This window comes from Diaphorobacter sp. ED-3 (assembly GCF_027625375.1).
Taxonomy (GTDB): domain Bacteria; phylum Pseudomonadota; class Gammaproteobacteria; order Burkholderiales; family Burkholderiaceae_C; genus Diaphorobacter; species Diaphorobacter nitroreducens.
The window spans coordinates 455,494-479,127 of sequence record NZ_CP115182.1 but is presented as its reverse complement, the minus strand read 5'-3'; the positions used below and the strand labels follow the sequence as shown (position 1 = coordinate 479,127).

The window sequence follows — 23,634 nt, the reverse complement described above, 5'->3', positions numbered from 1 at the left end:
TTTATATGTACGAATTGTTGCACCAAGTGCAGGATACTGCAATCTGTTCTAGTTTTTCACGTAACAAGTGAGGGCACATGTTTTCAAAAATCGCATCCATCACGCTGCCAATTTTTACCCTTGTGCTGGTTGGTTTTCTCTACAGCCGACGCGTCAAACCGGACCTAGGGGGAGCCAACAAACTGGTGGTGGACATCGCACTGCCTATTTTGATTTTTATCTCGTTGTCCGCTAAATCATTCGATCCCATTTCTGCCATGTCTTTCACTGGGGCATCGATCGTGTTGATTCTTCTGACTGGCCTGATCGCTTGGCCATTCGCAAAATTCTCAGGCGCATCAGTGCAAGCATTTTTGCCGTGTGCCATGTTCACTAATGTTGGTCCAATTGGCATTCCCTTGATTGCACTTGCCTATGGACCCGAGGGCATGGCTCCCGCGGTCGTTTTGTTGGTGATTTCTAATATCCTGCATTTCACGCTTGGTGCTGGCGTGATGAGCGGCAAAGTTGACTGGCGGATGGTTTATGCCAACCCACTTGTTTGGTCAACCGTATTGGGTGTTGCTAGTTCTCAATTGCAGATAACACTTCCGGAGTGGGTTCAAACATCCTGCACCATGATTGGCAGTGTACTGGTCCCGATGATGTTGATGTCACTCGGAGCAAGACTTGCCAGCAGTCAAGTGGCGGACGCATGGGTAGGTGTTCGCTCAGGCGTGCTTATTTTGATCATCAGGCTTGCTGCTGTACTTTTGGCCCTTTGGTTCATTCCATTGGAAGGACTAGAGCGTGGGGCATTGATCCTTTTTGCATGCTTGCCATCGGCAGTCTTCAATTTCATGCTTGCAGACAAATTTCAGGTGGAGCCTAACAAGGTGGCTTCCACAGTCATCGTTGGACATTTACTGAGTCTGGCTTTTCTGCCACTCGGGATTTGGCTGGCATTCATTTAAGTTTTTCATTCATAAGCAAAAAGGAGTTCATCTTGATCAAGTTTTATTTCCATCCTTCGCCCAACCCTTTAAAGATTGCCCTGTACCTTGAAGAGACAGGAGAGCCCTATGAGCTCATTCCTGTCGACACACGTAAAGGCGAACAGCACTCAGATAGCTTTAAGGTCATCAACCCGAACGCGAAGACGCCAGCCATGCTTGACGACGACATTCGAGTTTTTGATAGCAATGCGATGTTGCTTTATTTGGGCGAAAAGATTGGCAAGTTTGTGCCTGTAGGGACGCCAAAGAACAAAGCTGAGATGTATTCATGGCTGATGTTTGTAGCCACAGGTATTGGCCCTTACTGTGGTCAGGCTGTCCACTTCAAGCACTTCGCTCCAGAGCCCAAAGAATACGCAGTGAACCGCTATGACTTTGAAGCATGGCGTCATTGGAACCTCATCAACGACCACTTGGCACATCAGCCGTACATGATGGGCAATGATTACTCAATAGTGGACATGTCGGTATGGGGCTGGGCTCGCGTCGTCCCCTTTGTATTGGGTGCTGATGCTTGGGAAAAACTGCCGCACGTTAAACGCTTGCTTGATGAAATCAACGCACGTCCTGCGGCGCAACGAGCAGAAGCCTTGAAGACCAAGTTTGCTTTCAAAACCGAAATGGATGAAGACGCACGCAAAAAGCTGTTCCCATCTAACGAGCGCCTGAAAGCCTCTGGAGTGTGAGGCATGGTTGATTTTTATTACTGGACCACACCTAACGGCCACAAGGTCACGATGTTCTTGGAAGAGTCAGGTCTTGACTACAACATCAAACCAATCAATATCAGCAAAGGCGAACAATTCGTTCCTGATTTTTTGAAAATTGCGCCCAACAATCGCATACCGGCCATCGTAGATCACACACCTGTTGGTGGAAGCGAACCCATTGCCATTTTTGAATCGGGTGCCATTCTTTTGTACTTGGCAGACAAGACGAAACAATTTATCCCTCAGGACTTACGTGGAAGAAATGAATGCCTGCAATGGCTTTTCTGGCAAATGGGTGGTCTAGGCCCAATGGCTGGTCAGAACCATCACTTTGTCCAGTACGCACCAGAGCAACTGCCGTATGCCATTGATCGTTATGTCAAAGAAACATCACGCTTGTATGGCGTGCTGAATAAGCATCTATCAGATGGTCGCGAATACATTTGCGGTGAGTACTCTATTGCCGACATGGCCTCCTATCCATGGGTTGTCCCACACGAACGCCAACGACAAGACATGAGCCAGTTCCCCTACCTATCTTCATGGTTTGAACGGATTGGAAGTCGTCCGGCAACACAAAAGGCCTATGACATCGCAAAGTCGATCAATACCGCGCCTACTGTGGACCAGAACGCCAAATCCATTTTGTTTGGTCAAGATGCAAAGACAGTAGTTTGATTCCCAACTAGGAAATTTTCATGACTATAAAAGCAGTTGTTTTTGATGCTTACGGCACATTGTTTGATGTTTACTCCATCCAAGTATTAGCTGAAGAGCTCTACCCAAGCCATGGGGCTGACATTGCGGTGAAGTGGCGCGACAAGCAAATTGAGTACACAAGGTTGATTACGCAGTCTGATCCGCACAACGCATCTGGCAGTCAATACTTCCGTCCATTTTGGGAGCTGACACGCCTGTCATTGGAGTACACCCTAGACAGACTGAAACTAAATCGTGAATCGGATCAGGTAGAAAAACTGATGCAGCAATACGCTCACCTGACCCCGTTTACTGAAAATTTGGCAGTCCTTCAGAAAATCAAAGCTAGTGGTGTTACGACTGCCATCCTCTCTAATGGCAGCGTGGACATGCTGGCATCAGCTGTCAAGAGCGCGGGCATGGAAGATGTCTTAGATCAAGTCATATCAGTAGATTCAATACGCCTTTTCAAGACATCGCCCGAAAGCTATGGACTTGTGCAACAGACGATTCCCGTAAACAAAGATGAAATTCTGTTCGTATCAAGCAATGCATGGGATGCACTAGGTGCTACTTGGTTTGGCTTTACAACGCACTGGGTCAATCGACAAGGTTTGCCGTTTGAGGCTTTGACACCTCGCCCGCATTATTCCGGGCCAGATCTCAAGTCAGTCCTTCACTCGTTGGAGCTAGCGGAGTAATCATTGCTATGAAATTTCATCTACTTTTAAGTTTCATACTTCTTTGCACAGTGCCAAATGCAAATGCACAGCTGCTAGATGCAATTCGTGGTCATGCTCAAGACCTAAGAGTGCGATTTGACGATCACCAAAAAATCGAAGGCGAACTCATCAAACGAGGACAGATTGACAAAACAGCAAAGGGGCAGGATTTAATCCACAACTCCTCTGGCGAGTGGTCTGTCATAAAGGTAGGAAATCAATTATTTTTGCAATCAAGCGAGAACTTTAGATCCAGCCCAGGCCCTGACTACCATGTCTACATCAGTAGCAAATCTGCCATCAAGGACAACGATGAATTTAGCGTTCAACAAATTGAAGTTAGCCGGCTTAAAAAGCCTAATGGTGCCGCTTTCTATCTCCTGCCAACGCAAAACCCAGAAGACGTAACGAGTGTGCTAATTTGGTGCAAGCAGTTCAAAGAATACATCGGTTCGGCAGATTTACGGCAAGCAAAGTAAGTTGATCAGACAAGAAATTAATGAGCAGCATATGAAGTGCGAGCAATCGCACAGTCAATTCCACGGTTTTCACTTCGTATGCTTCTCATTTCGTTGAGTTCGACTCCCGAAATTGAACTCGATCAATGCACCCTACTTTCGTCTCACTACTGCACCAAACCTTGATTTCCCTTGGCTCCTAGTTTGATTGCCTTTTGATTGGCTCATCATTTGCCGAGTAAAATGCTATAGGACACATCAAAAGTGCTTTAAACCTCAGAAAAGTTACATTATGTAACTTTTGGCTTATTACACGGTTTATTACACGTTTATCGTTTTTGCCTATAAATTATTGATTTATATGGATTTTTGACGAGCCTGGCTTTCTGTTAATCAGAGGTTCTCTGGTTAAAACTTAGCTCATTATTTAGACCAATTTTTCTCAGTCATTGCACGTTTTATTACACGGTCGATGACCAAAAGCAAGCTGCATAAATCGATCTGTACAAAGTGCTACTCACTCCAACTCATACTATAGAAATTGTCTACCGTTATGGGGTAACGCCACTGATGTGGGTGAACACCAGATCGCTCCAGCCATACAGCGCCACCAGCCGGTAACACGCGGCCAAGCCCAGCCGCAGCTGCCATTCATCGGGGTGAACGCTATCTTTTAAGGAAGGAATCTCAAACGCCATGGCTGTGCTCCGCAGGTCAGCAAAAGGGATTCAGCTTAGCGGCAAGCGGGGCGGGGGGATGACTTGTTGGTGACTGGGCGTAAAGGGCTGCCAACGATGAGGCCGCACTCACCCCGGCCGCGTCAATTCCTCCAGCCGCATCAGCCAAGCCCGGGCGTGCACCCCGCCATCGGCCACATCCCCACACATCTCCACCGACGCTTGCAGTTGCCCACACATCGCGGGCCGTTCGGGTTGCCCAAAAACTTTGCAGCGCATTTGTTCGTCAAGTTGCACGCAGGGCACGCCCGCTGGTTTGCCTTGGGGCATGGTGGGGATGAGCGAGGAGATGGATGACTCGCGCAGCTGGAATAAGGCGCGCACAACTTGATGCCCAGGGCCTTGCAGCCAGGGCTGGAAGACGCGTTCGCAGGAGACGTAGAAGTTGTTGCCGTCAATGAGGGCGAGCTTGGCCGCAGGAGTGAAGGCCATCTGTGTGCCAACAGGAGCAACACGGCCACCTGCGCCAACGACCACCAGGAGGTGGCCGTTGGCGTTCCCCGCTTGTCAGCGAGGCTGGGCTTTACAGGGCGACTGGCACGGCTGGGAAGTCGACGTCGGTGTCGGCAATGTGGTTGGTGTAGTTGGTCAACACGTTGAGGGCCACGTTGGCGGTGACTTCGATGACCAGGCCATGGTCCACACCCGCTGCTGCGGCATCGGCCAGATCGCTGTCGGCCAACACGCCACGCTGACGGACGATTTTGATGGCCAGCTCAACCAAGGCCTTGTCTTGTTCGCCTTCGGCGGTGCCGCTTCGGGCTGCGCGGATGGCTGCTTCCGACAAACCAGCACCTTTACCGATCAGGGTGTGTGCAGACAAGCAGTACTGGCAAGCGTTGGTTTGGCCCACGGCCAATGCGATCAACTCGCGCTGGGCGGCGCTCAAGCGGCCTTTGCTCAGTGCGTCGGAGAAAGCCAGGTAGCCGTTCAGGGCGGCTGGAGCCTGGGCGAAGGTGGCAAACAGGTTGGGTACCATGCCGAGCTTGGCCTTGACGCCGTTGAGGGTGGCTTGGGTGGTGGCGTCGGCTTGGGCAAGTGATACAGGTGCGATACGTGTCATGGTGAAACTCTCGTTTTGAATGGCTGTGCGACATGCACCAGTGAATTGTGCGATACGTATAATCACTGAAAGTACAAGAAAGCATACCCAAAGTATCAAGCGCCGCCATGGACCGACTTTCACCTTTGTTTGCCCGCTCGGTGCCCAGCGCACGCGTGTTCTATTCGGGCAACCTGTGCCAGATCTCCGCCTTTGAGGCCGAAGCTCATGTGGGCCATGTGCATTTGATGCGCAGGGGCACCATGAGCGTGATCGACCGGCATGGGCGCGCCAGCAGGGTTGAAGAGCCCAGTTTGTTGTTTTTCCCGCAGAGTTCTGCCCACCGGCTGGTGCCCGATAGCGCCGACGGTGTTGACCTGGTGTGTGCGTCTGTCGATCTGGGCGACGAGGCCCGAGGCGCGCTGATCTCTGCCATGCCCGAGGTGCTGGTGATTCCGCTGAACCAGTCGTCCAGTCTTTCACCCGCGTTGGACCTGTTGTTCCAGGAAGCCTTTGACGAAAAGTGTGGTCGGCAAGCTGCGCTGGACCTGTTGATGGAATACCTGCTCATCTTGTTGCTGCGCCACCTGCTTGACATTTCATCGGTCACCACCGGCATCCTGGCGGCGCTGGGCGACCCACGTTTGTCCAAAGCGGTCACGTCCATGCACGACCGGCCCGGCCATGCATGGACGCTGGAATCGTTGGCCGAAACCGCAGGCATGTCGCGCGCACGCTTTGCCAATCACTTTCGAGAGGTGTCGGGCCTGACCGCGCTCGACTACCTCACGGCCTGGCGCATCACAGTAGTCAAGGGTTTGCTCAAACGAGGCAAGCCGCTCAAGTCCATTGCGCCCATGGTGGGTTACGCCAGCGCTGTAGCGCTTACCCGCGCTTTCACCCACCGCGTCGGCATGCCGCCACTTGCCTGGCTGCAAACGCACACCGATCAGGACTGAGGCTGCCCCATGCCAGTTGCCATGCGGGTTTGATGCATGCCTGCGGCCACGACGGACACACCGCAATGCTGCTGGCTGCGGCCGAACATATTGCAAAGTCCACCACGTTTGATGGCACGCTGAATTTGATCTTTCAGCCCGCTGAAGAAAGCTTGGGGGGGCGCGCAAGATGATTGAAGACGGCCTGTTTGACCGCTTCCCCTGCGACGCAATCTTTGCCATGCACAACCTGCCGGGCTTTCGGCCAGGTCAGTTGTTATTGCGCGAAGGCGCAACCATGGCGTCCAGCGAAAACATTCTGGTGCACATTGAAGGTAAAGGCGGCCATGGTGCCATGCCGCACCAGAGTGCTGACCCGGTCGTTGCGGGTTCGGCAATTGTCATGGCGCTACAAACCATCGTTTCACGCAACGTACCCCCACTGCACATGGCCGTGATCACGGTCGGCTCTTTTCAGTCGGGTGTGGTCAACAACGTCATCCCCCAAAACGCCACGTTAAAGCTTAGCGTACGGGCGCTGGATCGGGATGTGCGAGAGTTGTTGCGCAATCGCATTGTGGAGCTCGTTGAGTTACAGGCGAAAAGTTTTGGCGTGACCGCAAAAGTCGAGTTTTTGCCCGGTTACCCGGTGCTGGTCAATACCCCTATTGAGACGGGAATAGCCCGCGAAGTGGCGGTGGCGTTGGTAGGCGCAGATAACGTGGTGCTCCAAACTGAACCGCTCACCGCCAGTGAAGACTTCGCCTACATGCTCGACAAAGTGCCAGGCAGCTATCTATTCATCGGGAATGGCGATGCAACTAACGGAGGTCACGGGGCCTGCATGGTGCACAACCCCAATTACGATTTTGAAGACCGCAACATACCTGTGGGTGCTGCGTTCTGGGTCGCGTTGACTGAGCGCTTTCTGGCGTAGTTTTTTTATGAAATTCAGATCGGGAGAGATCGCGTTAAATCGCGACGCCGAAGGAGCAACCACCCCGGAAACTCTCAGGCAAAAGGACCGGTTTGAATCGTTGATATCTCTGAAGAGTTGCTGGTCTTAGTCACCCGGCACACCGCAGGAGCAAGTGGTTGCATTGAACACGATGGACCACGAATCTCTCAGGTTCTAAACAGAGGGGGTGCACCAGCCATGCACAGGGCTTGTTGGTGCTCAACACTTTGACGTTTTTGAAAGCTCATTCACTATGAAAACAATCGCAGTTATTGGCGGCGGCATCACGGGCGTCACAACAGCTTATGCCTTGGCAAAACGCGGCTTTTCCGTTACCTTGTTTGAACGCCATCGCTATGCTGCGATGGAAACATCATTCGCAAACGGAGGGCAACTCTCTGCATCTAATGCAGAAGTTTGGACGCATTGGTCCACCATCCTCAAAGGGCTAAAGTGGATGCTCAAAAGTGATGCGCCGCTGCTGGTCAACCCAGCACCTACGTGGCACAAACTCTCCTGGTTTGCAGAGTTCATTGCTGCGATGCCCCATTACGAGCGCAACACGGTTGAGACAGCTCGCTTAGCAGTCGCAGCCCGCAAACACTTGTTTACTTGGGCGCAGGAAGAAGGCATTGATTTCGACCTGAAGAAGGAAGGCATCCTGCACATTTACCGTGACAAAAAAGGGTTCGACCATGCAGGCAAAGTGTCAGTCATGCTGGCCAAGGGGGGCCTACCTCGCTATGCCGTGACCCCAGCTGAAATGAAAGCCATCGAGCCGACATTGGCAGGCACCTACTACGGTGGCTACTTCACTGAGAGCGATTCCACGGGAGACATTCACAAATTCACCAATGGACTAGCAAATGCGGCATCACGACTCGGCGTGCACACGCTGTATGGTCAAGATGTGACGTCGATTCAAAGCGATGGCCAACAAGCTGTCATCACCGTGACACAACAAGACGCCACCCCAAGCCTGCATACCTTTGATAGCGTGGTGGTGTGTGCAGGAGTGGGCAGCCGTGACTTTGCAGCTCAGCTAGGCGATCGCGTGAACATCTACCCCGTCAAAGGCTACTCCATCACCGTCAACTTGAACGATGAAGAAAGTCAATTGGGTGCCCCCACCGTGAGCTTACTGGATGACGAAACCAAGTTGGTCACCAGCCGCTTAGGCCTCAACCGTTTCCGCGTTGCAGGCACTGCCGAATTCAATGGCGTGAACCGTGACATTCGCGCAGACCGCATCCGCCCATTGATTGAATGGGTGGAACAATGTTTTCCCCGCGTTAACACACGCTCTGTAGTGCCTTGGGCAGGCTTGCGCCCTATGATGCCCAACATGATGCCTCGGGTGGGTCAAGGTAGAACTCCCAATGTTTTTTACAACACCGGGCATGGGCACTTGGGTTGGACGTTATCAGCCGTGACAGCTGAGCTGGTGTCAGACACCATCGTCAAAGCTGCAGCAAAGAAATCAGGATATTCAATGAACTTGCATGCAGTTGCTGCTGGCAACATTTAGAGTTCAAAATAATAAGCAGTAGGGGTCTTGCGGCTCTCTACTGCTTTTTTTCTTAACTTAGTTGGTGATTTTCTAAAAAATTAAACAACCTCATCATTGGTTATAGTTTTTTAACATTCAAGCCCGCCAAGCCGGCAGTTGCCAGTTGCGCCACAGTGCCAGTGCGCGAAGGCACACAGTAACAAATAAGCACCCCAGTAAGGCCATCCAGTCTGGAGCATCTAATGTCCAAAGGACCACGTAAGTCCAGCCACCAGCAAAAGAACACACCGCGTAGGGGCGGTGGTCTTTGAAAGCCGTGGGAATTTCATTGCAAACCATGTCACGCAGCACACCACCAAAAACACCCGTGATCAGGCCCATTAAGACGGCGACTACTGGCGGCATGAGTGACTGCAAGGCGAGGTGAACTCCCGTCGCAGTAAATAGTCCCAAGCCCAGCGCGTCGGGCCAGAGTATTGTTCTTTCAGTTACTTCAAAATGCCGCTGTCGCATGAAGACCATAGCAAATACGCACAAGGCCAATACGCCCCAAAGCATTTCGGTATGTTGCACCCAAAAAAACGGGCGTTGATCAAGCAGCAAGTCGCGCAAGGTGCCACCTCCAAAAGCTGCCAGAAAAGCCACAACACAAATGCCCACCGCATCGAGCTTTTTACCCGCAGCTTTCATCAGTCCAGACAACGCAAATGCAGCGGTCGCTAACAACTCGACTATCAAATGTAGGGTGTCCCCCCATGATTGAAGTAAATACATTGAAAATTTATGTCACCAATTTAAAGTTTTCATAGCTAAAGCAAATTCAATCGCACTGTAAATTCCACGTTTTTAATTTTATAGGCTACTGGTCTACAACAGTTCGACTTTAAAAATTGAGCTCGAATAATTAGGGCTGTCACAGTTCGATGTCAGTGCATGGTCTCAAAAAAATTTTTTTGATTCGCGCACTAAGCAAAGCGTCTAAGGATGTCCTGAACAACTCGGATTAGTAAGTGCTACCGGTCCGTTTTTTTAGATGGCGCAATTGCAGCCGTTTTGCTCGCGTCTTCGCGCCATTTCTCACGCCATTTCTGGTCATTCGCGCCGCTTTTGCGGCCTCTGGCCTGTTTGCAGACGCACTCATCCCTGCGCCGCCAGCAGTTGGTGGCGCACCATCCACAGGTTCGATAGTGCAAACAGCGTCTTGAGCTGCAACGTGTTCTTCTTGAGCCCCCGGTAACGCACCTTGGTATAGCCAAACTGTCGTTTGATCACCCTGAAGGGGTGTTCCACCTTGGCCCGGATGCTGGCCTTGATCTTCTCCACTTGGTCTATGAGCGCATCAACGGGGTTGTTCTCTTTGTCCAGCTCTTTGCGTTTGCCTGGGCGCATCGCCACATGCCAAGTGACGTCTTTGCTGGCATCGGGGCGCTTGTGTGCGCCTTGGTAGCCCGCATCCCCAAAGACGTCTGTCTCCTGACCATGGAGCAAACTGTTGCCTTCCACCACATCAGACACGTTGCCCGAGGTGCCGATGACGGTGTGCACCAGCCCAGAGTCCGCGTCCACGCCGATATGGGCCTTCATGCCAAAGTGCCACTCGTTGCCCTTTTGGCTGGAGTGCATCTCTGGATCGCGCTTTCTGCCCTTGTTCTTGGTGGAACTCGGTGCTGCAATCAAGGTGGCATCCACGGCTGTTCCGGCCTTGAGCAGCAAGCCCTGGGCTGCCAGCAGATCATTGACGGTGGCCAGAATCTGATCGGCCAGCTTATGTTTCTCCAGCCGATGGCGAAACCTCAGGATGGTGCTCTCATCCGGTATTCGTCCATGGGCATCGAGCTGGGCAAACTCTCGGTAGATCGGGGTGTCAAAGAAGGCTTCTTCCATCGCCAGATCTGACAGGGTGAACCACTGTTGCATGCAGTGGATGCGCAGCATGGTCTCCAGTGCAAAGGGTGGGCGACCGTTCTTGCCTTCGGGGTAATACGGCGTGATGAGCTCGACCAACGCAGCCCAGGGAACCACCAGATCCATCTGGGCAAGAAGCTCCTGCTTGCGGGTCTTCTTGGTACTCAGGCTCAGATCAAGGCTGCTTTGCTTCATGGCCGTGAGATTGCCATCGCCTGCTGACTCCTACCAAACATCGGGGGAAGTTTTGCAGGATTTCCCTAACTTTTCCCCTGCTTGTTTAAAGCGCCAATTGCAAAATCTACTCCTGCGCTGGAAATTGACCTGCTTATTCAACTCCAATAAGTTGATCAACTCAATGCTGAACCGTCCAGAATCTGGACGCCCCTCCCATGTAGCTTTGAACTTCCACAGGTTTTAGTTCGCTTGCTATTCGTAACGTGTAACGTTTGGGAAGTAAGATGGCTCACAAACGTAGCAAAAGTGCACTAAACCTTGGAAAAGTTGCGAAACACAACTTTTGACCCAATTACACGAAATATTACACGTTTATCAAAAACACCAATAAGTCATTGATTCATATGGGATTTTGACGAGCCTGTTTTTCTGTTAATCAGAGGTTCTCTGGTTAAAACTTAGCTCATTATTTAGACCAATTTTTCTCAGTCATTGCACGTTTTATTACACGGTCGATGACCAAAAGCAAGCTGCATAAATCGATCTGTACAAAGTGCTACTCACTCCAACTCATACTATAGAAATTGTCTACCGTTATGGGGTAACGCCAGCCATCGGGGGCCTTAAGAGTGAAGTCCGGAGCAGCCAGCCAAAATCACAGATTGGGGTATCTAGAAGCATGGTTTTTGTTCATTTAGCACACACGTTTCAAGTGGTACTTGGAGGTGCCAGTTTGTCTTGAGTTTTGAGGTCAAAGTCCGTTGCATCGTGACGTTCGTGTAGTTGATCTGAAAGCTTGCCCCAAGTACGGTTGACCTTTCGACCACGCTGGACGGCAGGGCGTTGAAGAACTTCATTAGCCCATCGCCTTAAATTCTTGTAGCTCTCAACTTGCAGAAACTCTCCCGCGCCATAGGCCTCACCCAACACTAAGTTGCCATACCAGGGGTCTCCTCGTTTTCAGTGCAATAAGTGACGGTACGAAAAGCTAGCACTGGCGCGGAGGTGGTGTTGGTAGATCGTTGATTTCATTGACTTTCCTGTTCACTTTCAAATCTGCGATTCGTGGCGTCAAACCGTGGTCGGTTTCATCCATTGGTGCCAGTTATCGATGCATTTGGCCGCGAAGGCAGGATTTGGTCAGCATAGCGGTCAACCGGGAAGCGAAACACACCCCGCAAGTTGATGCTCTCCAGCCTGGTGGGCGCAATCTTCCCGATCAGTTCCGGTGGAATGACCTGGCGGCGGTTCGACCAGCGATCCAGGACCGCCTGCATCTGTGAGGTATTCCACGCCATCACGATGTTGGCCATCAGGCTCAACGCATCGGCCACAGCCTGCATTTCATCGACACGTTTGGCCTGCGCCGGGCTGATCCGGCCGGTATAAATGGCGCGCTTGAGGGCGTTAACAGCCTCGCCCCGATTGAGCACCCGGCGCAACTCGTTCCTGAAAGCGTCCTTGACAAAGTAGTCAGCCAAAAACGCCGTACGCAGCAACCGCCCCAATTGCACGCCAGCCTCATAGATTGGATCGCCCTGGGCGGCAGAACCGAACCGCGCAAGAGCTGCCACCGCACTGGCATGTCCGCTCATGACCGAGGCTGCCAGGTGCACCAGACTATCCCAATGCTTTTCGATCAAAGCGACGTCGACATTGGCTTCGCACACCGCAGCGATTTCTGCGGGCACTTTGGTGCCGCGTGGCACAAAGAGGTGGCGCTGTTTGAGTTCCTTCAACCGCGGGCAAAGATCAAAACCAAGCAAACGGGCATGTGACATGGCAAAGTCGGTGTAGCCATGGGTATCCACAGCAAGCTGGCTGGTCTCCAGCTTTTCTTGGCGGATGACACCTTCAATGGCCACGCCCGCCTGGCGCTCATTGAGCACAAAGGGCTGCGCATGGAAGATGCCCCACCGGTCTTTTACATGGGAGTAGATTCCAATGGAAGGTGTGTTGCGCCGAGGATCAAGCCGGGCTTGCCACACCCGTTTGGTGGTCTCCATGCTCATCATGTCAGAAGATGCCAAATCGGACCGCCCCCAGGTGGCGGCAATCGGGTGTCGCTGCATGAATTCCAGCACAGCCTGGCAGGCCTGGCTCAGACGCCGTTCGTCCCGCGCCCAGCGCATGGCCTGGCGAATGCTGGTGGCAGACAATTGCGGAATCATGCGCGCGCATTCGACCGCAGTCAGACTGGTGCCGTGGGCCATGATGCCGGCATAGACCATCAGCAGCTCGTCGGTAGAGCGCGGCTCACGTCCGAGCATGATCCAGCTAAAGCGCACCTGGGCGTCAACGGCCAGAATCACTTCCGGCAATTGAACCTCACCGATGCGGTGATCCAAAGCCGCGCGCAGCTTGGTCACTTCTGGGTCTTCGTCCTCTGCGGGCAATGGCGACAAATGGAGTTCATCATCCACGCGCAGTACGCCACTGCGGGCTGCAGCGGCCACCGCATCGACACCGGCAGTTACTCTGGCCAGCAAAGGCTTCAAGAAAGTGGCAGCCTTGCTGGGTAACGATAGACGGGCATAGTGTTTCTTGGACTCTGCCTGCCAACGCTCGTCCGTGAAGAACAAGCGCGCACGACCCCGAAAGCTCAGGCTGTGCTCAATCCAGACCGAGCCATTGCGCACCGCGCGGCGCAGGGCAAACAGGGTGGCCACCTCCAACGCCTGAAACGCCCGTTCCCGGTCTGGGCTGGAGATCGAAACCTGCCAGATCATTCCCAGACTTGGTGCCACCACTTCAACTGGCAGCTTTCTGGATCCTTTGAGATATAAAGCTTGCAGCTTGGCAAGGTACTCGATGGCAGGATGCTCGCCGGTGGCCTGCCAGGGCAGCTTTGCAATGGCGACGAGCAACGACCGCACGGGGCGAATTCCATCAATCAATCCCTCGCGGACCAGGGAGGCCCTGCTCGGTGGTTTGCGTTTCTGGGTTTCGGTGATCAAGGCTTCAAGACGGGCACGCAACTCAGCATCTGGCACCGCACCTTGCGCGCTCAAGGCAACAAGTTCGCCGAGCAGCGTTTTGTACATTGCGGCCCAATTGACGGTAGCGGGGACATCGGCGGCAGCCTGACGCCACAGATCGGCGATCCGGCGCTGCACCATAAGGATCAACTGGTCTGTGGTGGTGAACAGGCAATACCGAAGAAAGCATGCGACCTCCACGGTGCGCGCTGGCTCTTTGATCTTGGCTCCGGCTGAGGGCGGCCTGGAGACAAGTCGGCGCGCGTAGCGGCGCAAGATGAGATCGGGGATGTCTGCCAGGTGCTTATGAACGTCCAGCGTGTAAAGCAGGTCGATGCGCTCCAGTACCTCGCTGATTTGGCGGGTTGAGTGTTTCGCCGGTGCAGCCCATAGCCAACTCTGCTGGGTTTGTCCATCTGGGCGCAGCTCTGAAACTGAGGCTCGCCAGCGATCAAGTGTTGCTGGATCAACGCTGGCGGCGATGGCGGTGCCTGTTTCAACTTCAAGCTGGGCAAGTGCCGCCGCAATCAGTGTCCGAATTGCCCGCTCGTGCACGATCACCAGCTTGTTCTTGTACAGCCATTGACGCGCCCGCACGAGTACTGGAATTACCCGAAAGGCACCGAGCAAACGCCCACTCATGCGCAGGAAACCAATATGGAGCGCCAGACCAAGCTTGTGGGAATCACCTCGGCGTGCATTGATTGCGTCGCGCTCGGCACCATCGAAGGTGAAAAATGCCTTCATCTCGAAGTCGCTGATATCGCGGGGGAGCCCACGCATCCCCAAAAACGTTGTGTGCCAACCCTGCATCGTGAACCTCAAAAGTGGGAGGCCACCATACCCGTTTACAAAGCGAACAGGAAAGTCAATGAAATCAACGGTCTACCCAGACCACCCCCGCGCCAGTGCTAGCTTTGCGTACCGTCACTTATTGCACTGAAAACGAGGAGACCCCCACATCCGGCCGTTGGGAGACCGGAATCTTGGTCGCCGTCATGAAGCCGACGCCATAGCCTGCGCCGACTAAGGTAAGCATCATGTCCAGCGAGGACACTTTCTCCACGACGTTCAGCTTGTGCTCCACCGCTTGCAGGAGGCGTCCCAGCTCGCGGCAATAGCCCTCGCATGCGTGCGGGTTGCACAAGACAAGCGGATGCCCTCCCAGTTCGTGGAGTGGAACCTCCTTGTGGACGAGCAATGCGTGCCGGGCTGGCACCGCGATCACCAGCGGGTCTTGCCAGATTGGTTCGGCAACAACGCCGTCGCCGACGTCGGCCGTATGTGCGAACCCGATCATGAAATCGCCCGAGCGCAGGCCGCGCAACTGCTCGGCCAAAGGCACTTCTGATAGACGTATCTCGACCTCCGGCTCTTCTGCACGACAACGGGCAAGAAACGCCGACAGTCGGGGGTCGATGGCCCCGTCGGATATCGCGATGCGCAGACTACCTCGCAAGCCTGCCGCAACAGCCTTTGCGTTCTCTCGCGCCTGATCCAGAACGGTGAACAACCGACGGACATCTTGCAGGAAGGCTGCACCCGCTGCAGTCAGTAACGTCCCCCGGCGGTTTCGATTGAAAAGTACGACCCCCAGCTCGTCCTCAAGCTCCTTGATGGCCCGCGAAAGAGGGGGTTGTTCAATATGCAAGCGCTCCGCAGCACGGGTGAAATGCAACTCTTCCGCCAATACTACGAAGCAACGCAAATGCCGAATTTCCATGTTGGCCTGCTGCGGTGACCCGATGACTAACAGAAATAACGTATCTTCATCACGGCTCGCCCTCAGCGATTACCTCGTCAGCCCTCTCGCGCCGACTTCTTGCCGGCAGTTCTCGGTTGACTAGCCATAAAGCAAGGCCTATCAATATTCCGCCAGCAGCCTGCATCCAGGAAATTTCCGTGTCCAAGATGAAATACGCAAGGATGACCGTGAACAGCGGAGCCAAGAACAGAAATCCGCTGGTTCTTGTTGCACCACCTCTTTTAAGCGCCACGAACCAGAGGCCAAATGAGCCCGTTGATGCAGGGATGGAAAGCCAGAGAAACCATCCCCATTGCTCCCGCGTTACGTTATCGGGCCATTGCTCGCCATTGATGTAGGCGATGACTAGAATGGCGATCGCACCCACCAGCATTTGCCAGAAACTCAAGGCCCAAGGCGCGAACGGCAATGCCGCCCGTTTATTGATGAGCGTCGCGCTTGCCCAGCAAAGCGCAGAGACGATGCCGATGATTTCGCCAGCCAAGGTCATCCCGCCAGAAAACATGGATGGGCTGATACCAATGGCAAGCGCAACACCGACAACGCCAAGAAGCAACCCAAGGAGCCTCGCTCTGTGCAGGCTTTCGCCAAGGAAGATGCGACCCAGAACAGCAACCCAGATCGGATTGGTGAAAAGCAGGATGGCGGCCGTCGATGCGGAGATGAACTGCATGGCCCAGAACAGCAGCCCCATGACGGCGGCTGTCTGAAGCAAGCCAATCAGGATCACCAGCGCAACATCACGCAGCCCTGCTTTGGCTGGCAGGAGCGCGGCCACAATATTTCGCTCGCCGGCCAGCACCAGCGGCAAGGTCGCCAAGGCCGCGACAAAGAAGCGCCACCCGACCAAGATCATCGGCGTGAAGCCCTGCTGTAGCAGGATTTTTCCTGCGACGAAGCTGGACCCCATCAAGAAGGTCGATGCGAAAAGCGTGACAAGGAAGCCAGCCTGACTGGATGCAGGAGCGGGGGCATTTCGCGCCATCAGCGTGCTCCTTCCTGGGTACTTGTAAATTCAGCGACACGGGAAGCCAGCGCTTCCGGTACATCCTCTGGCAGGAAATGCCCAGCGTCATCAAAAACCTGGAGTTGGGCGTTGGACATCTTCCCTGCCAAACGCTCTGCGAAGCGCAATGGCTGGAATGTGTCGTGCAGCCCCCAGATGATGAGCGTGGGCAGGGCCAGCTTCTCGACGTCTTCCATGCGCGAAGAAAGCTCCTCTGACCTCAATGCCCGGGCCGCACGTAGGTAGGCACGCCGCCCTTCGACGCCACGGAACGGACGCTCATAGGCCTCGACCAGTTCAGCGGTCACCCGATCGGTATGGAACATGCCTCGTGAAAAGCCTTTCGCCAGACCCTTTCTCAGATCGAAGTCCGGTGCACCAAGAATTTCGTCCCACGCCGGCTCCTTCAAGCGGGCAATTCCTGGCTCTGGAAACGAGTCATAGAGGATGGAGTCAATCAAAACGAGGCGATCAAGGATTTCGGGATGGTTGATAGCCACGAGCTGGGCAATCCCACCTCCGATGTCGTGGCCCACCATGGTTGCGCGCTTCCACCCCAGGGCCGAAAGTGCCTGAAAGATGATTTCGGATTGCGCCTGGATTCCGAGTTCCGCGTCCGAAGGCTTGTCGGAATCACCATAACCGAGAAGGTCGATCGCAAGCGCTTCATGGCCTGATGCGGCGAGAAGCGGCATGACGTTGCGCCAAAGATGGCGGCTCGTGGGAATGCCGTGAACAAGGGCGATGGCACTCCCGTGGCCCTGGCGTGTGTAGGCGATGCGGTGACCGGCCACGTCAAGAAAGCCATTTTCAAGAATTTCGTTTTTCATGGCACTTCCTCATGTTGAAAGGGCAGAAACAATCACTGATGACTCACTGCGCTCCGTCCGCATGAACCGCAAGGATTTCGCAGACCACTGAATTTCGCGGCGTGGGCACGCCGAGCCGCCGGCCTCTGCTGCTGACGTCGCCGCTGAGCCACTGCACCTCCAGCCGGTTTCCGCGTTCCAGGTCGCGCAACATGGAAGCAGTCATGTCGGCGGGCAGTTGGTCGCAGAAGCGAAGCCGGTCCAGGGCAAAGTCAGTGGCGAGGTTGACGCCTTCAGCACGTCCGACGTCGACCACCTCCTGCATGACGCCTTCGAGCAACTTGCGGGAGGCCGGGTTGCCGCGCACCACGCCTATCGGGCGCCGTGTGGACGCGGTGGTCGCCGACAGGCCAACCAGGAAGACGAACTTCTCCCAGATCACTCTGGCAATGTCGTCGCTGATCTCGGCGTCGATCCCCGACTGGATGCAGGCTCGATGGAAGCGCTCGATACGCGCGCTGCGATGGCCGCCGTACTCGCCAAAGACCAGCTTCTGCAGGTTGTTGGCATGACCGATGACGCCCGGGGCCGCGATGGTTGCCGCGATGTAGCAAACGCCACCTGCTACCGGCTTTTCTCCGAGCGTGGCTCTCAGCAATTCGTCCTTGATCACCCCGTTCTGGAAGGAGATCACCATCGTTTCGGGTCCGATCAGCGGCTTGATCGCGTTGGCGGCCGTCTCGGTATCCCAAAGCTTGACACCGAACAGAACGACATCGACTGGCCCGACGTCCGACGGCGTGTCGGTTGCTCTGGGCGTGGGGACATGCATGTCCCCTAGCGGACTGCGCACAGTGAGGCCTTGGGACTTGATGGCAGCCAGGTGCGCCCCTCTGGCAATGAAGCTGACGTCGTTGCCTCCGAGGGCCAGTTTGGCTCCGAAATAACCACCTACGCCTCCGGTGCCCATGATCGCGATCTTCATCCACGGCTCCATTATTGAATATGAATTCAAGAAGATTCTAGCTTCAACAAGTCTTCATGGCAATGTATGCTTGAGTCATGTGAAAATTCTTGATTGATGAATCATCAAAAGCCATGGGCCGAGTACGAAACTTTGACCGCGATGCGGTGCTTGAAAGCGCGGTGGACGTCTTCTGGGAGCGGGGCTATGACGGGGCTGGCATGCAGGAGATCTGCCGGGTCACCGGGCTCAACCCGGGCAGCGTCTACGCCGCCTTCGGTGACAAGCACGGCCTCTTCATCGAGGCTTTGAAGAGCTACATGGCGTCCATGTCGCGAGAGACGATCGCGCGCCTGAACAGCAATCCGTCCGGTCGGGCCGGGATTGCCGACTACTACGCGGCGCTCATCGAAGCGATGCTGGACGGCAAACGGCGCTGGGGATGCCTTGTGACGAACTCGATCGTTGAGTTCGCCATGAATGATCCGCAGATCAGCGAAGCCTTCCAACTCCACCTGGCCAGGCTGGAAACGGCCCTATCTGGCGCGATCGAGCGGGCAAAGCAAGCGGGAGAACTATCGCGGGACGTCGATGCGGCCGAAGCGGCCGTATTTCTCGTATGCACGACGCAAGGACTCAATGTCCTGGCCAAGACCCGGCCCAGCCGGCGCACACTGGAGGCGATCACGCGGCATGCGTTCACGGCGTTGGGATTCGAGGCCTGAATCAGCCGAGGTCATCGCTTAGACGACGATGAACCGCCCGTGTGTGGGGGTTGGATGTCCGTGGTGGCCATGTTGCTCAATGCGATGCCATGCGATGGCGATACGCTCGACGGCATCCTGCAACTCGTTTGCCGGCCGAGTCCAAGGCAGGCGAACGAATTTATCCAGCCCGCCCCCCAGGGAAAAGACCGGGCCGGGCGAAATGATGACATTGTTGGCGGCCACCATGGAGGCCAATGCGGTTGCGCCTCGGCGTGGAAGCTCGCACCACAGCGCCATCCCGCCAGCAGGTGGGACGAAGCGCCAGCCCGGTAAATGTGATTCTACTGCGTGGATCAGTGCATCACGCTGTAGTCGCAAACGATGAAGATGTCCGGTAGCGGCCGGTCCACTTCGCAGCAGGTGCGTCGCCGCGAGTTGCTCCAGAACGGGCACGCCAAGATCGAGAGATAGGCGTGCCCTGGTCAGGCGCTCGACGAGGTGACGAGGGGCTCGAATCCAGCCCACGCGCAATCCTCCCCAGAACGCCTTGCTCATGCTGCCGAGCGTGATCGCATTAGGATGGAAGGCCGCAAACGGAGGCGGCATCTGCTGACCATCCAACGCCAGCGCGTAGTTCGTTTCGTCCACGATGGGCAGCGCGGCGTGTGCAAGAAGATGCTTCCCCAATCGCTTGCGGTGGTCTGCGGTCATGACGGCACCCGTGGGGTTCTGAAAATCGGGAACGAGATACACGAAGTCCGGCTTCACTTGCTTCACGGTTTCCATGATGCCGGCGATGTCCCATCCGTGGGCATCCAATGGCGCTTCGTGCAATCGCGCGCCGGATGCCCTCAGTGCTTCGGCCGCATTGGGGTACGTGGGGGACTCGACCAGTGCGCGCGTGCGACGCGAAGCAAGTGCGCGGGCCACGACGCTGGCGGCAGCCAGCGAACCCGGTGTGACCACGATCTGGTCAGGAGTGGTTGGCAGTCCGCGCATCGCGTAGGCCGCAGCAACGGCTTCCTGCAACACCGGCAAGCCTCCCGGAAAATATCCGTGACCGCCCAAGTAGGCGGGGAGTTGCGAAAGCGCGGCTGTGTAGGCGCTCATTACGTCGGCGGGCGCCGAGTCCGCAGTGCAGTTCAGGTCGATCCAGTCCTCGCCGACACCTTTCGGAGCAAGCACACGGTCATGGGCTCGTTCGCGCCCGCCGGGGACGGCGGTGAAGGTTCCTGCACCTTGTGTCGCGTGAGCGTAGCCGCTGTCTCGCAGCGCGGCATATGCACGCGACACGGGGTCTCCTCGTTTTCAGTGCAATAAGTGACGGTACGAAAAGCTAGCACTGGCGCGGAGGTGGTGTTGGTAGATCGTTGATTTCATTGACTTTCCTGTTCACTTTCAAATCTGCGATTCGTGGCGTCAAACCGTGGTCGGTTTCATCCATTGGTGCCAGTTATCGATGCATTTGGCCGCGAAGGCAGGATTTGGTCAGCATAGCGGTCAACCGGGAAGCGAAACACACCCCGCAAGTTGATGCTCTCCAGCCTGGTGGGCGCAATCTTCCCGATCAGTTCCGGTGGAATGACCTGGCGGCGGTTCGACCAGCGATCCAGGACCGCCTGCATCTGTGAGGTATTCCACGCCATCACGATGTTGGCCATCAGGCTCAACGCATCGGCCACAGCCTGCATTTCATCGACACGTTTGGCCTGCGCCGGGCTGATCCGGCCGGTATAAATGGCGCGCTTGAGGGCGTTAACAGCCTCGCCCCGATTGAGCACCCGGCGCAACTCGTTCCTGAAAGCGTCCTTGACAAAGTAGTCAGCCAAAAACGCCGTACGCAGCAACCGCCCCAATTGCACGCCAGCCTCATAGATTGGATCGCCCTGGGCGGCAGAACCGAACCGCGCAAGAGCTGCCACCGCACTGGCATGTCCGCTCATGACCGAGGCTGCCAGGTGCACCAGACTATCCCAATGCTTTTCGATCAAAGCGACGTCGACATTGGCTTCGCACACCGCAGCGATTTCTGCGGGCACTTTGGTGCCGCGTGGCACAAAGAGGTGGCGCTGTTTGAGTTCCTTCAACCGCGGGCAAAGATCAAAACCAAGCAAACGGGCATGTGACATGGCAAAGTCGGTGTAGCCATGGGTATCCACAGCAAGCTGGCTGGTCTCCAGCTTTTCTTGGCGGATGACACCTTCAATGGCCACGCCCGCCTGGCGCTCATTGAGCACAAAGGGCTGCGCATGGAAGATGCCCCACCGGTCTTTTACATGGGAGTAGATTCCAATGGAAGGTGTGTTGCGCCGAGGATCAAGCCGGGCTTGCCACACCCGTTTGGTGGTCTCCATGCTCATCATGTCAGAAGATGCCAAATCGGACCGCCCCCAGGTGGCGGCAATCGGGTGTCGCTGCATGAATTCCAGCACAGCCTGGCAGGCCTGGCTCAGACGCCGTTCGTCCCGCGCCCAGCGCATGGCCTGGCGAATGCTGGTGGCAGACAATTGCGGAATCATGCGCGCGCATTCGACCGCAGTCAGACTGGTGCCGTGGGCCATGATGCCGGCATAGACCATCAGCAGCTCGTCGGTAGAGCGCGGCTCACGTCCGAGCATGATCCAGCTAAAGCGCACCTGGGCGTCAACGGCCAGAATCACTTCCGGCAATTGAACCTCACCGATGCGGTGATCCAAAGCCGCGCGCAGCTTGGTCACTTCTGGGTCTTCGTCCTCTGCGGGCAATGGCGACAAATGGAGTTCATCATCCACGCGCAGTACGCCACTGCGGGCTGCAGCGGCCACCGCATCGACACCGGCAGTTACTCTGGCCAGCAAAGGCTTCAAGAAAGTGGCAGCCTTGCTGGGTAACGATAGACGGGCATAGTGTTTCTTGGACTCTGCCTGCCAACGCTCGTCCGTGAAGAACAAGCGCGCACGACCCCGAAAGCTCAGGCTGTGCTCAATCCAGACCGAGCCATTGCGCACCGCGCGGCGCAGGGCAAACAGGGTGGCCACCTCCAACGCCTGAAACGCCCGTTCCCGGTCTGGGCTGGAGATCGAAACCTGCCAGATCATTCCCAGACTTGGTGCCACCACTTCAACTGGCAGCTTTCTGGATCCTTTGAGATATAAAGCTTGCAGCTTGGCAAGGTACTCGATGGCAGGATGCTCGCCGGTGGCCTGCCAGGGCAGCTTTGCAATGGCGACGAGCAACGACCGCACGGGGCGAATTCCATCAATCAATCCCTCGCGGACCAGGGAGGCCCTGCTCGGTGGTTTGCGTTTCTGGGTTTCGGTGATCAAGGCTTCAAGACGGGCACGCAACTCAGCATCTGGCACCGCACCTTGCGCGCTCAAGGCAACAAGTTCGCCGAGCAGCGTTTTGTACATTGCGGCCCAATTGACGGTAGCGGGGACATCGGCGGCAGCCTGACGCCACAGATCGGCGATCCGGCGCTGCACCATAAGGATCAACTGGTCTGTGGTGGTGAACAGGCAATACCGAAGAAAGCATGCGACCTCCACGGTGCGCGCTGGCTCTTTGATCTTGGCTCCGGCTGAGGGCGGCCTGGAGACAAGTCGGCGCGCGTAGCGGCGCAAGATGAGATCGGGGATGTCTGCCAGGTGCTTATGAACGTCCAGCGTGTAAAGCAGGTCGATGCGCTCCAGTACCTCGCTGATTTGGCGGGTTGAGTGTTTCGCCGGTGCAGCCCATAGCCAACTCTGCTGGGTTTGTCCATCTGGGCGCAGCTCTGAAACTGAGGCTCGCCAGCGATCAAGTGTTGCTGGATCAACGCTGGCGGCGATGGCGGTGCCTGTTTCAACTTCAAGCTGGGCAAGTGCCGCCGCAATCAGTGTCCGAATTGCCCGCTCGTGCACGATCACCAGCTTGTTCTTGTACAGCCATTGACGCGCCCGCACGAGTAGCTGATCGCGGTCGGCGCAGCGCGCCACTTCGTCGCGCAGTTCACGTACCAGTGAGCGGCGCTGGTGCTCGCTCATCCACTGGAATCCAAGGACCGTGCAGGCTACTTGTTGGTGATCGAATAGCGTGCGCCCGCGTTCATACATGGCTCTCAGCGAGGCGACTTCTGGTGCTGCAATGCCAAGCTCGTTGCCAAGGTGGCGCCACAAGGCTACTGGAATTACCCGAAAGGCACCGAGCAAACGCCCACTCATGCGCAGGAAACCAATATGGAGCGCCAGACCAAGCTTGTGGGAATCACCTCGGCGTGCATTGATTGCGTCGCGCTCGGCACCATCGAAGGTGAAAAATGCCTTCATCTCGAAGTCGCTGATATCGCGGGGGAGCCCACGCATCCCCAAAAACGTTGTGTGCCAACCCTGCATCGTGAACCTCAAAAGTGGGAGGCCACCATACCCGTTTACAAAGCGAACAGGAAAGTCAATGAAATCAACGGTCTACCCAGACCACCCCCGCGCCAGTGCTAGCTTTGCGTACCGTCACTTATTGCACTGAAAACGAGGAGACCCCATCTATCGTTCTTCGAAAGCAGGGTGTTTTCACCCGCCGACCGGTGAAAGTACCCGC

The 23,634-nt window shown here is 55.5% G+C and carries 19 protein-coding genes, 2 pseudogenes and 2 riboswitches; of the genes and pseudogenes, 9 read left to right on the top strand and 12 right to left on the bottom strand.

The window, feature by feature from the left end; all coding sequences use genetic code 11:
* The first annotated feature begins 77 nt into the window (after positions 1-77).
* The 5 genes from PCQ86_RS02345 to PCQ86_RS02325 are packed head-to-tail and all read left to right on the top strand — an operon-like array spanning position 78 to position 3,605.
* Positions 78-953: an AEC family transporter gene (locus PCQ86_RS02345; protein ID WP_044398520.1), complete on the top strand. Its 876-nt coding sequence runs from the start codon at positions 78-80 to the stop codon at positions 951-953.
* Positions 954-985: 32 nt separating this feature from the next.
* Positions 986-1,681 carry a glutathione S-transferase family protein gene (locus tag PCQ86_RS02340; protein ID WP_043387357.1) on the top strand — a complete coding sequence of 232 codons (696 nt, stop codon included), beginning with the start codon at positions 986-988 and terminating at the stop codon, positions 1,679-1,681.
* A gap of 3 nt (positions 1,682-1,684) precedes the next feature.
* A complete protein-coding gene (locus tag PCQ86_RS02335) occupies positions 1,685-2,383 on the top strand; it encodes a glutathione S-transferase N-terminal domain-containing protein (RefSeq protein ID WP_044398515.1) in 699 nt (232 codons plus the stop codon).
* A 20-nt stretch (positions 2,384-2,403) separates the two neighbouring features.
* Complete coding sequence (locus PCQ86_RS02330) at positions 2,404-3,105, top strand: haloacid dehalogenase type II (protein WP_044398513.1); 702 nt, start codon at positions 2,404-2,406, stop codon at positions 3,103-3,105.
* A gap of 8 nt (positions 3,106-3,113) precedes the next feature.
* Positions 3,114-3,605, top strand: a complete 492-nt coding sequence (locus PCQ86_RS02325; RefSeq protein ID WP_081770863.1) for a DM13 domain-containing protein — start codon at positions 3,114-3,116, stop codon at positions 3,603-3,605.
* A gap of 533 nt (positions 3,606-4,138) precedes the next feature.
* Here the strand turns inward: PCQ86_RS02325 and PCQ86_RS02320 are convergent.
* From PCQ86_RS02320 to PCQ86_RS02310, 3 genes and pseudogenes are all read right to left on the bottom strand, one after another.
* A pseudogene (locus PCQ86_RS02320) lies at positions 4,139-4,282 on the bottom strand (class II aldolase); the annotation flags it as partial.
* A 108-nt stretch (positions 4,283-4,390) separates the two neighbouring features.
* Positions 4,391-4,645, bottom strand: coding sequence for a hypothetical protein (locus tag PCQ86_RS02315; RefSeq protein ID WP_052521058.1), 255 nt, complete (start codon positions 4,643-4,645; stop codon positions 4,391-4,393).
* Positions 4,646-4,844: 199 nt separating this feature from the next.
* On the bottom strand, positions 4,845-5,384 hold the full coding sequence (locus PCQ86_RS02310; protein ID WP_044398511.1) for a carboxymuconolactone decarboxylase family protein: 540 nt from the start codon (positions 5,382-5,384) through the stop codon (positions 4,845-4,847).
* Between the two features lie 107 nt (positions 5,385-5,491).
* Between PCQ86_RS02310 and PCQ86_RS02305 the strand changes: the two genes are divergently transcribed.
* The 3 genes and pseudogenes from PCQ86_RS02305 to PCQ86_RS02295 all read left to right on the top strand — a co-directional run bounded on the left by PCQ86_RS02305 (position 5,492) and on the right by PCQ86_RS02295 (position 8,787).
* Positions 5,492-6,322 carry an AraC family transcriptional regulator gene (locus tag PCQ86_RS02305; RefSeq protein ID WP_044398509.1) on the top strand — a complete coding sequence of 277 codons (831 nt, stop codon included), beginning with the start codon at positions 5,492-5,494 and terminating at the stop codon, positions 6,320-6,322.
* A gap of 2 nt (positions 6,323-6,324) precedes the next feature.
* Positions 6,325-7,238, top strand: a pseudogene (locus tag PCQ86_RS02300) (amidohydrolase); the annotation flags it as partial.
* Between the two features lie 10 nt (positions 7,239-7,248).
* Positions 7,249-7,338: riboswitch (glycine riboswitch) on the top strand.
* A riboswitch (glycine riboswitch) is annotated at positions 7,339-7,451 on the top strand.
* Positions 7,452-7,512: 61 nt separating this feature from the next.
* Entirely contained in the window at positions 7,513-8,787 is a 1,275-nt protein-coding gene (locus tag PCQ86_RS02295) for a D-amino acid dehydrogenase (RefSeq protein WP_044398507.1), read from the top strand.
* A gap of 117 nt (positions 8,788-8,904) precedes the next feature.
* Here the strand turns inward: PCQ86_RS02295 and PCQ86_RS02290 are convergent, their stop codons facing one another.
* From PCQ86_RS02290 to PCQ86_RS02255, 7 genes are all read right to left on the bottom strand, one after another.
* Positions 8,905-9,543, bottom strand: coding sequence for a trimeric intracellular cation channel family protein (locus PCQ86_RS02290; protein ID WP_092701314.1), 639 nt, complete (start codon positions 9,541-9,543; stop codon positions 8,905-8,907).
* Between the two features lie 363 nt (positions 9,544-9,906).
* A complete protein-coding gene (locus PCQ86_RS02285; RefSeq protein WP_046462844.1) occupies positions 9,907-10,869 on the bottom strand; it encodes an IS5 family transposase in 963 nt (320 codons plus the stop codon).
* A 1,070-nt stretch (positions 10,870-11,939) separates the two neighbouring features.
* On the bottom strand, positions 11,940-14,642 hold the full coding sequence (locus PCQ86_RS02275; RefSeq protein ID WP_196996221.1) for a Tn3 family transposase: 2,703 nt from the start codon (positions 14,640-14,642) through the stop codon (positions 11,940-11,942).
* A gap of 118 nt (positions 14,643-14,760) precedes the next feature.
* A complete protein-coding gene (locus PCQ86_RS02270; RefSeq protein ID WP_030093064.1) occupies positions 14,761-15,552 on the bottom strand; it encodes a LysR family transcriptional regulator in 792 nt (263 codons plus the stop codon).
* 49 nt (positions 15,553-15,601) lie between these two features.
* Positions 15,602-16,579: a DMT family transporter gene (locus tag PCQ86_RS02265; RefSeq protein ID WP_033996656.1), complete on the bottom strand. Its 978-nt coding sequence runs from the start codon at positions 16,577-16,579 to the stop codon at positions 15,602-15,604.
* Positions 16,579-17,430: an alpha/beta fold hydrolase gene (locus tag PCQ86_RS02260; RefSeq protein WP_033996654.1), complete on the bottom strand. Its 852-nt coding sequence runs from the start codon at positions 17,428-17,430 to the stop codon at positions 16,579-16,581. Before PCQ86_RS02260 ends, PCQ86_RS02265 begins: the two co-directional genes overlap by 1 nt.
* 43 nt (positions 17,431-17,473) lie before the next feature.
* Positions 17,474-18,394 carry a ketopantoate reductase family protein gene (locus PCQ86_RS02255; protein ID WP_033996653.1) on the bottom strand — a complete coding sequence of 307 codons (921 nt, stop codon included), beginning with the start codon at positions 18,392-18,394 and terminating at the stop codon, positions 17,474-17,476.
* 89 nt (positions 18,395-18,483) lie between these two features.
* On the opposite strand from PCQ86_RS02255, the gene PCQ86_RS02250 reads away from it, so the two are divergent.
* Positions 18,484-19,098 (top strand): TetR/AcrR family transcriptional regulator, encoded by a 615-nt coding sequence (locus PCQ86_RS02250; protein ID WP_201969913.1) that lies wholly within the window; start codon positions 18,484-18,486, stop codon positions 19,096-19,098.
* Between the two features lie 18 nt (positions 19,099-19,116).
* Here the strand turns inward: PCQ86_RS02250 and yczR are convergent, their stop codons facing one another.
* Positions 19,117-20,373, bottom strand: coding sequence for an aminotransferase-like domain-containing protein (gene yczR / locus PCQ86_RS02245; protein WP_256496993.1), 1,257 nt, complete (start codon positions 20,371-20,373; stop codon positions 19,117-19,119).
* 143 nt (positions 20,374-20,516) lie between these two features.
* The gene (locus PCQ86_RS02240; protein ID WP_003049965.1) at positions 20,517-23,432 is read right to left on the bottom strand and encodes a Tn3-like element IS1071 family transposase; all 2,916 of its coding nucleotides are present in this window, start codon (positions 23,430-23,432) and stop codon (positions 20,517-20,519) included.
* Between the last annotated feature and the right edge of the window lie 202 nt (positions 23,433-23,634).

What these genes read in the sequence shown, in the direction of transcription:
- PCQ86_RS02310 (WP_044398511.1), bottom strand. Translation starts at nt 5,384, where the DNA reads ATGACACGTATCGCACCTGTATCACTTGCCCAAGCCGACGCCACCACC.
- PCQ86_RS02265 (WP_033996656.1), bottom strand. Translation starts at nt 16,579, where the DNA reads ATGGCGCGAAATGCCCCCGCTCCTGCATCCAGTCAGGCTGGCTTCCTT.
- PCQ86_RS02305 (WP_044398509.1), top strand. Translation starts at nt 5,492, where the DNA reads ATGGACCGACTTTCACCTTTGTTTGCCCGCTCGGTGCCCAGCGCACGC.
- PCQ86_RS02295 (WP_044398507.1), top strand. Translation starts at nt 7,513, where the DNA reads ATGAAAACAATCGCAGTTATTGGCGGCGGCATCACGGGCGTCACAACA.
- PCQ86_RS02345 (WP_044398520.1), top strand. Translation starts at nt 78, where the DNA reads ATGTTTTCAAAAATCGCATCCATCACGCTGCCAATTTTTACCCTTGTG.
- PCQ86_RS02270 (WP_030093064.1), bottom strand. Translation starts at nt 15,552, where the DNA reads ATGGAAATTCGGCATTTGCGTTGCTTCGTAGTATTGGCGGAAGAGTTG.
- PCQ86_RS02275 (WP_196996221.1), bottom strand. Translation starts at nt 14,642, where the DNA reads ATGCAGGGTTGGCACACAACGTTTTTGGGGATGCGTGGGCTCCCCCGC.
- PCQ86_RS02290 (WP_092701314.1), bottom strand. Translation starts at nt 9,543, where the DNA reads ATGTATTTACTTCAATCATGGGGGGACACCCTACATTTGATAGTCGAG.
- PCQ86_RS02260 (WP_033996654.1), bottom strand. Translation starts at nt 17,430, where the DNA reads ATGAAAAACGAAATTCTTGAAAATGGCTTTCTTGACGTGGCCGGTCAC.
- PCQ86_RS02285 (WP_046462844.1), bottom strand. Translation starts at nt 10,869, where the DNA reads ATGAAGCAAAGCAGCCTTGATCTGAGCCTGAGTACCAAGAAGACCCGC.
- PCQ86_RS02255 (WP_033996653.1), bottom strand. Translation starts at nt 18,394, where the DNA reads ATGAAGATCGCGATCATGGGCACCGGAGGCGTAGGTGGTTATTTCGGA.
- PCQ86_RS02325 (WP_081770863.1), top strand. Translation starts at nt 3,114, where the DNA reads ATGAAATTTCATCTACTTTTAAGTTTCATACTTCTTTGCACAGTGCCA.
- PCQ86_RS02240 (WP_003049965.1), bottom strand. Translation starts at nt 23,432, where the DNA reads ATGCAGGGTTGGCACACAACGTTTTTGGGGATGCGTGGGCTCCCCCGC.
- PCQ86_RS02330 (WP_044398513.1), top strand. Translation starts at nt 2,404, where the DNA reads ATGACTATAAAAGCAGTTGTTTTTGATGCTTACGGCACATTGTTTGAT.
- PCQ86_RS02335 (WP_044398515.1), top strand. Translation starts at nt 1,685, where the DNA reads ATGGTTGATTTTTATTACTGGACCACACCTAACGGCCACAAGGTCACG.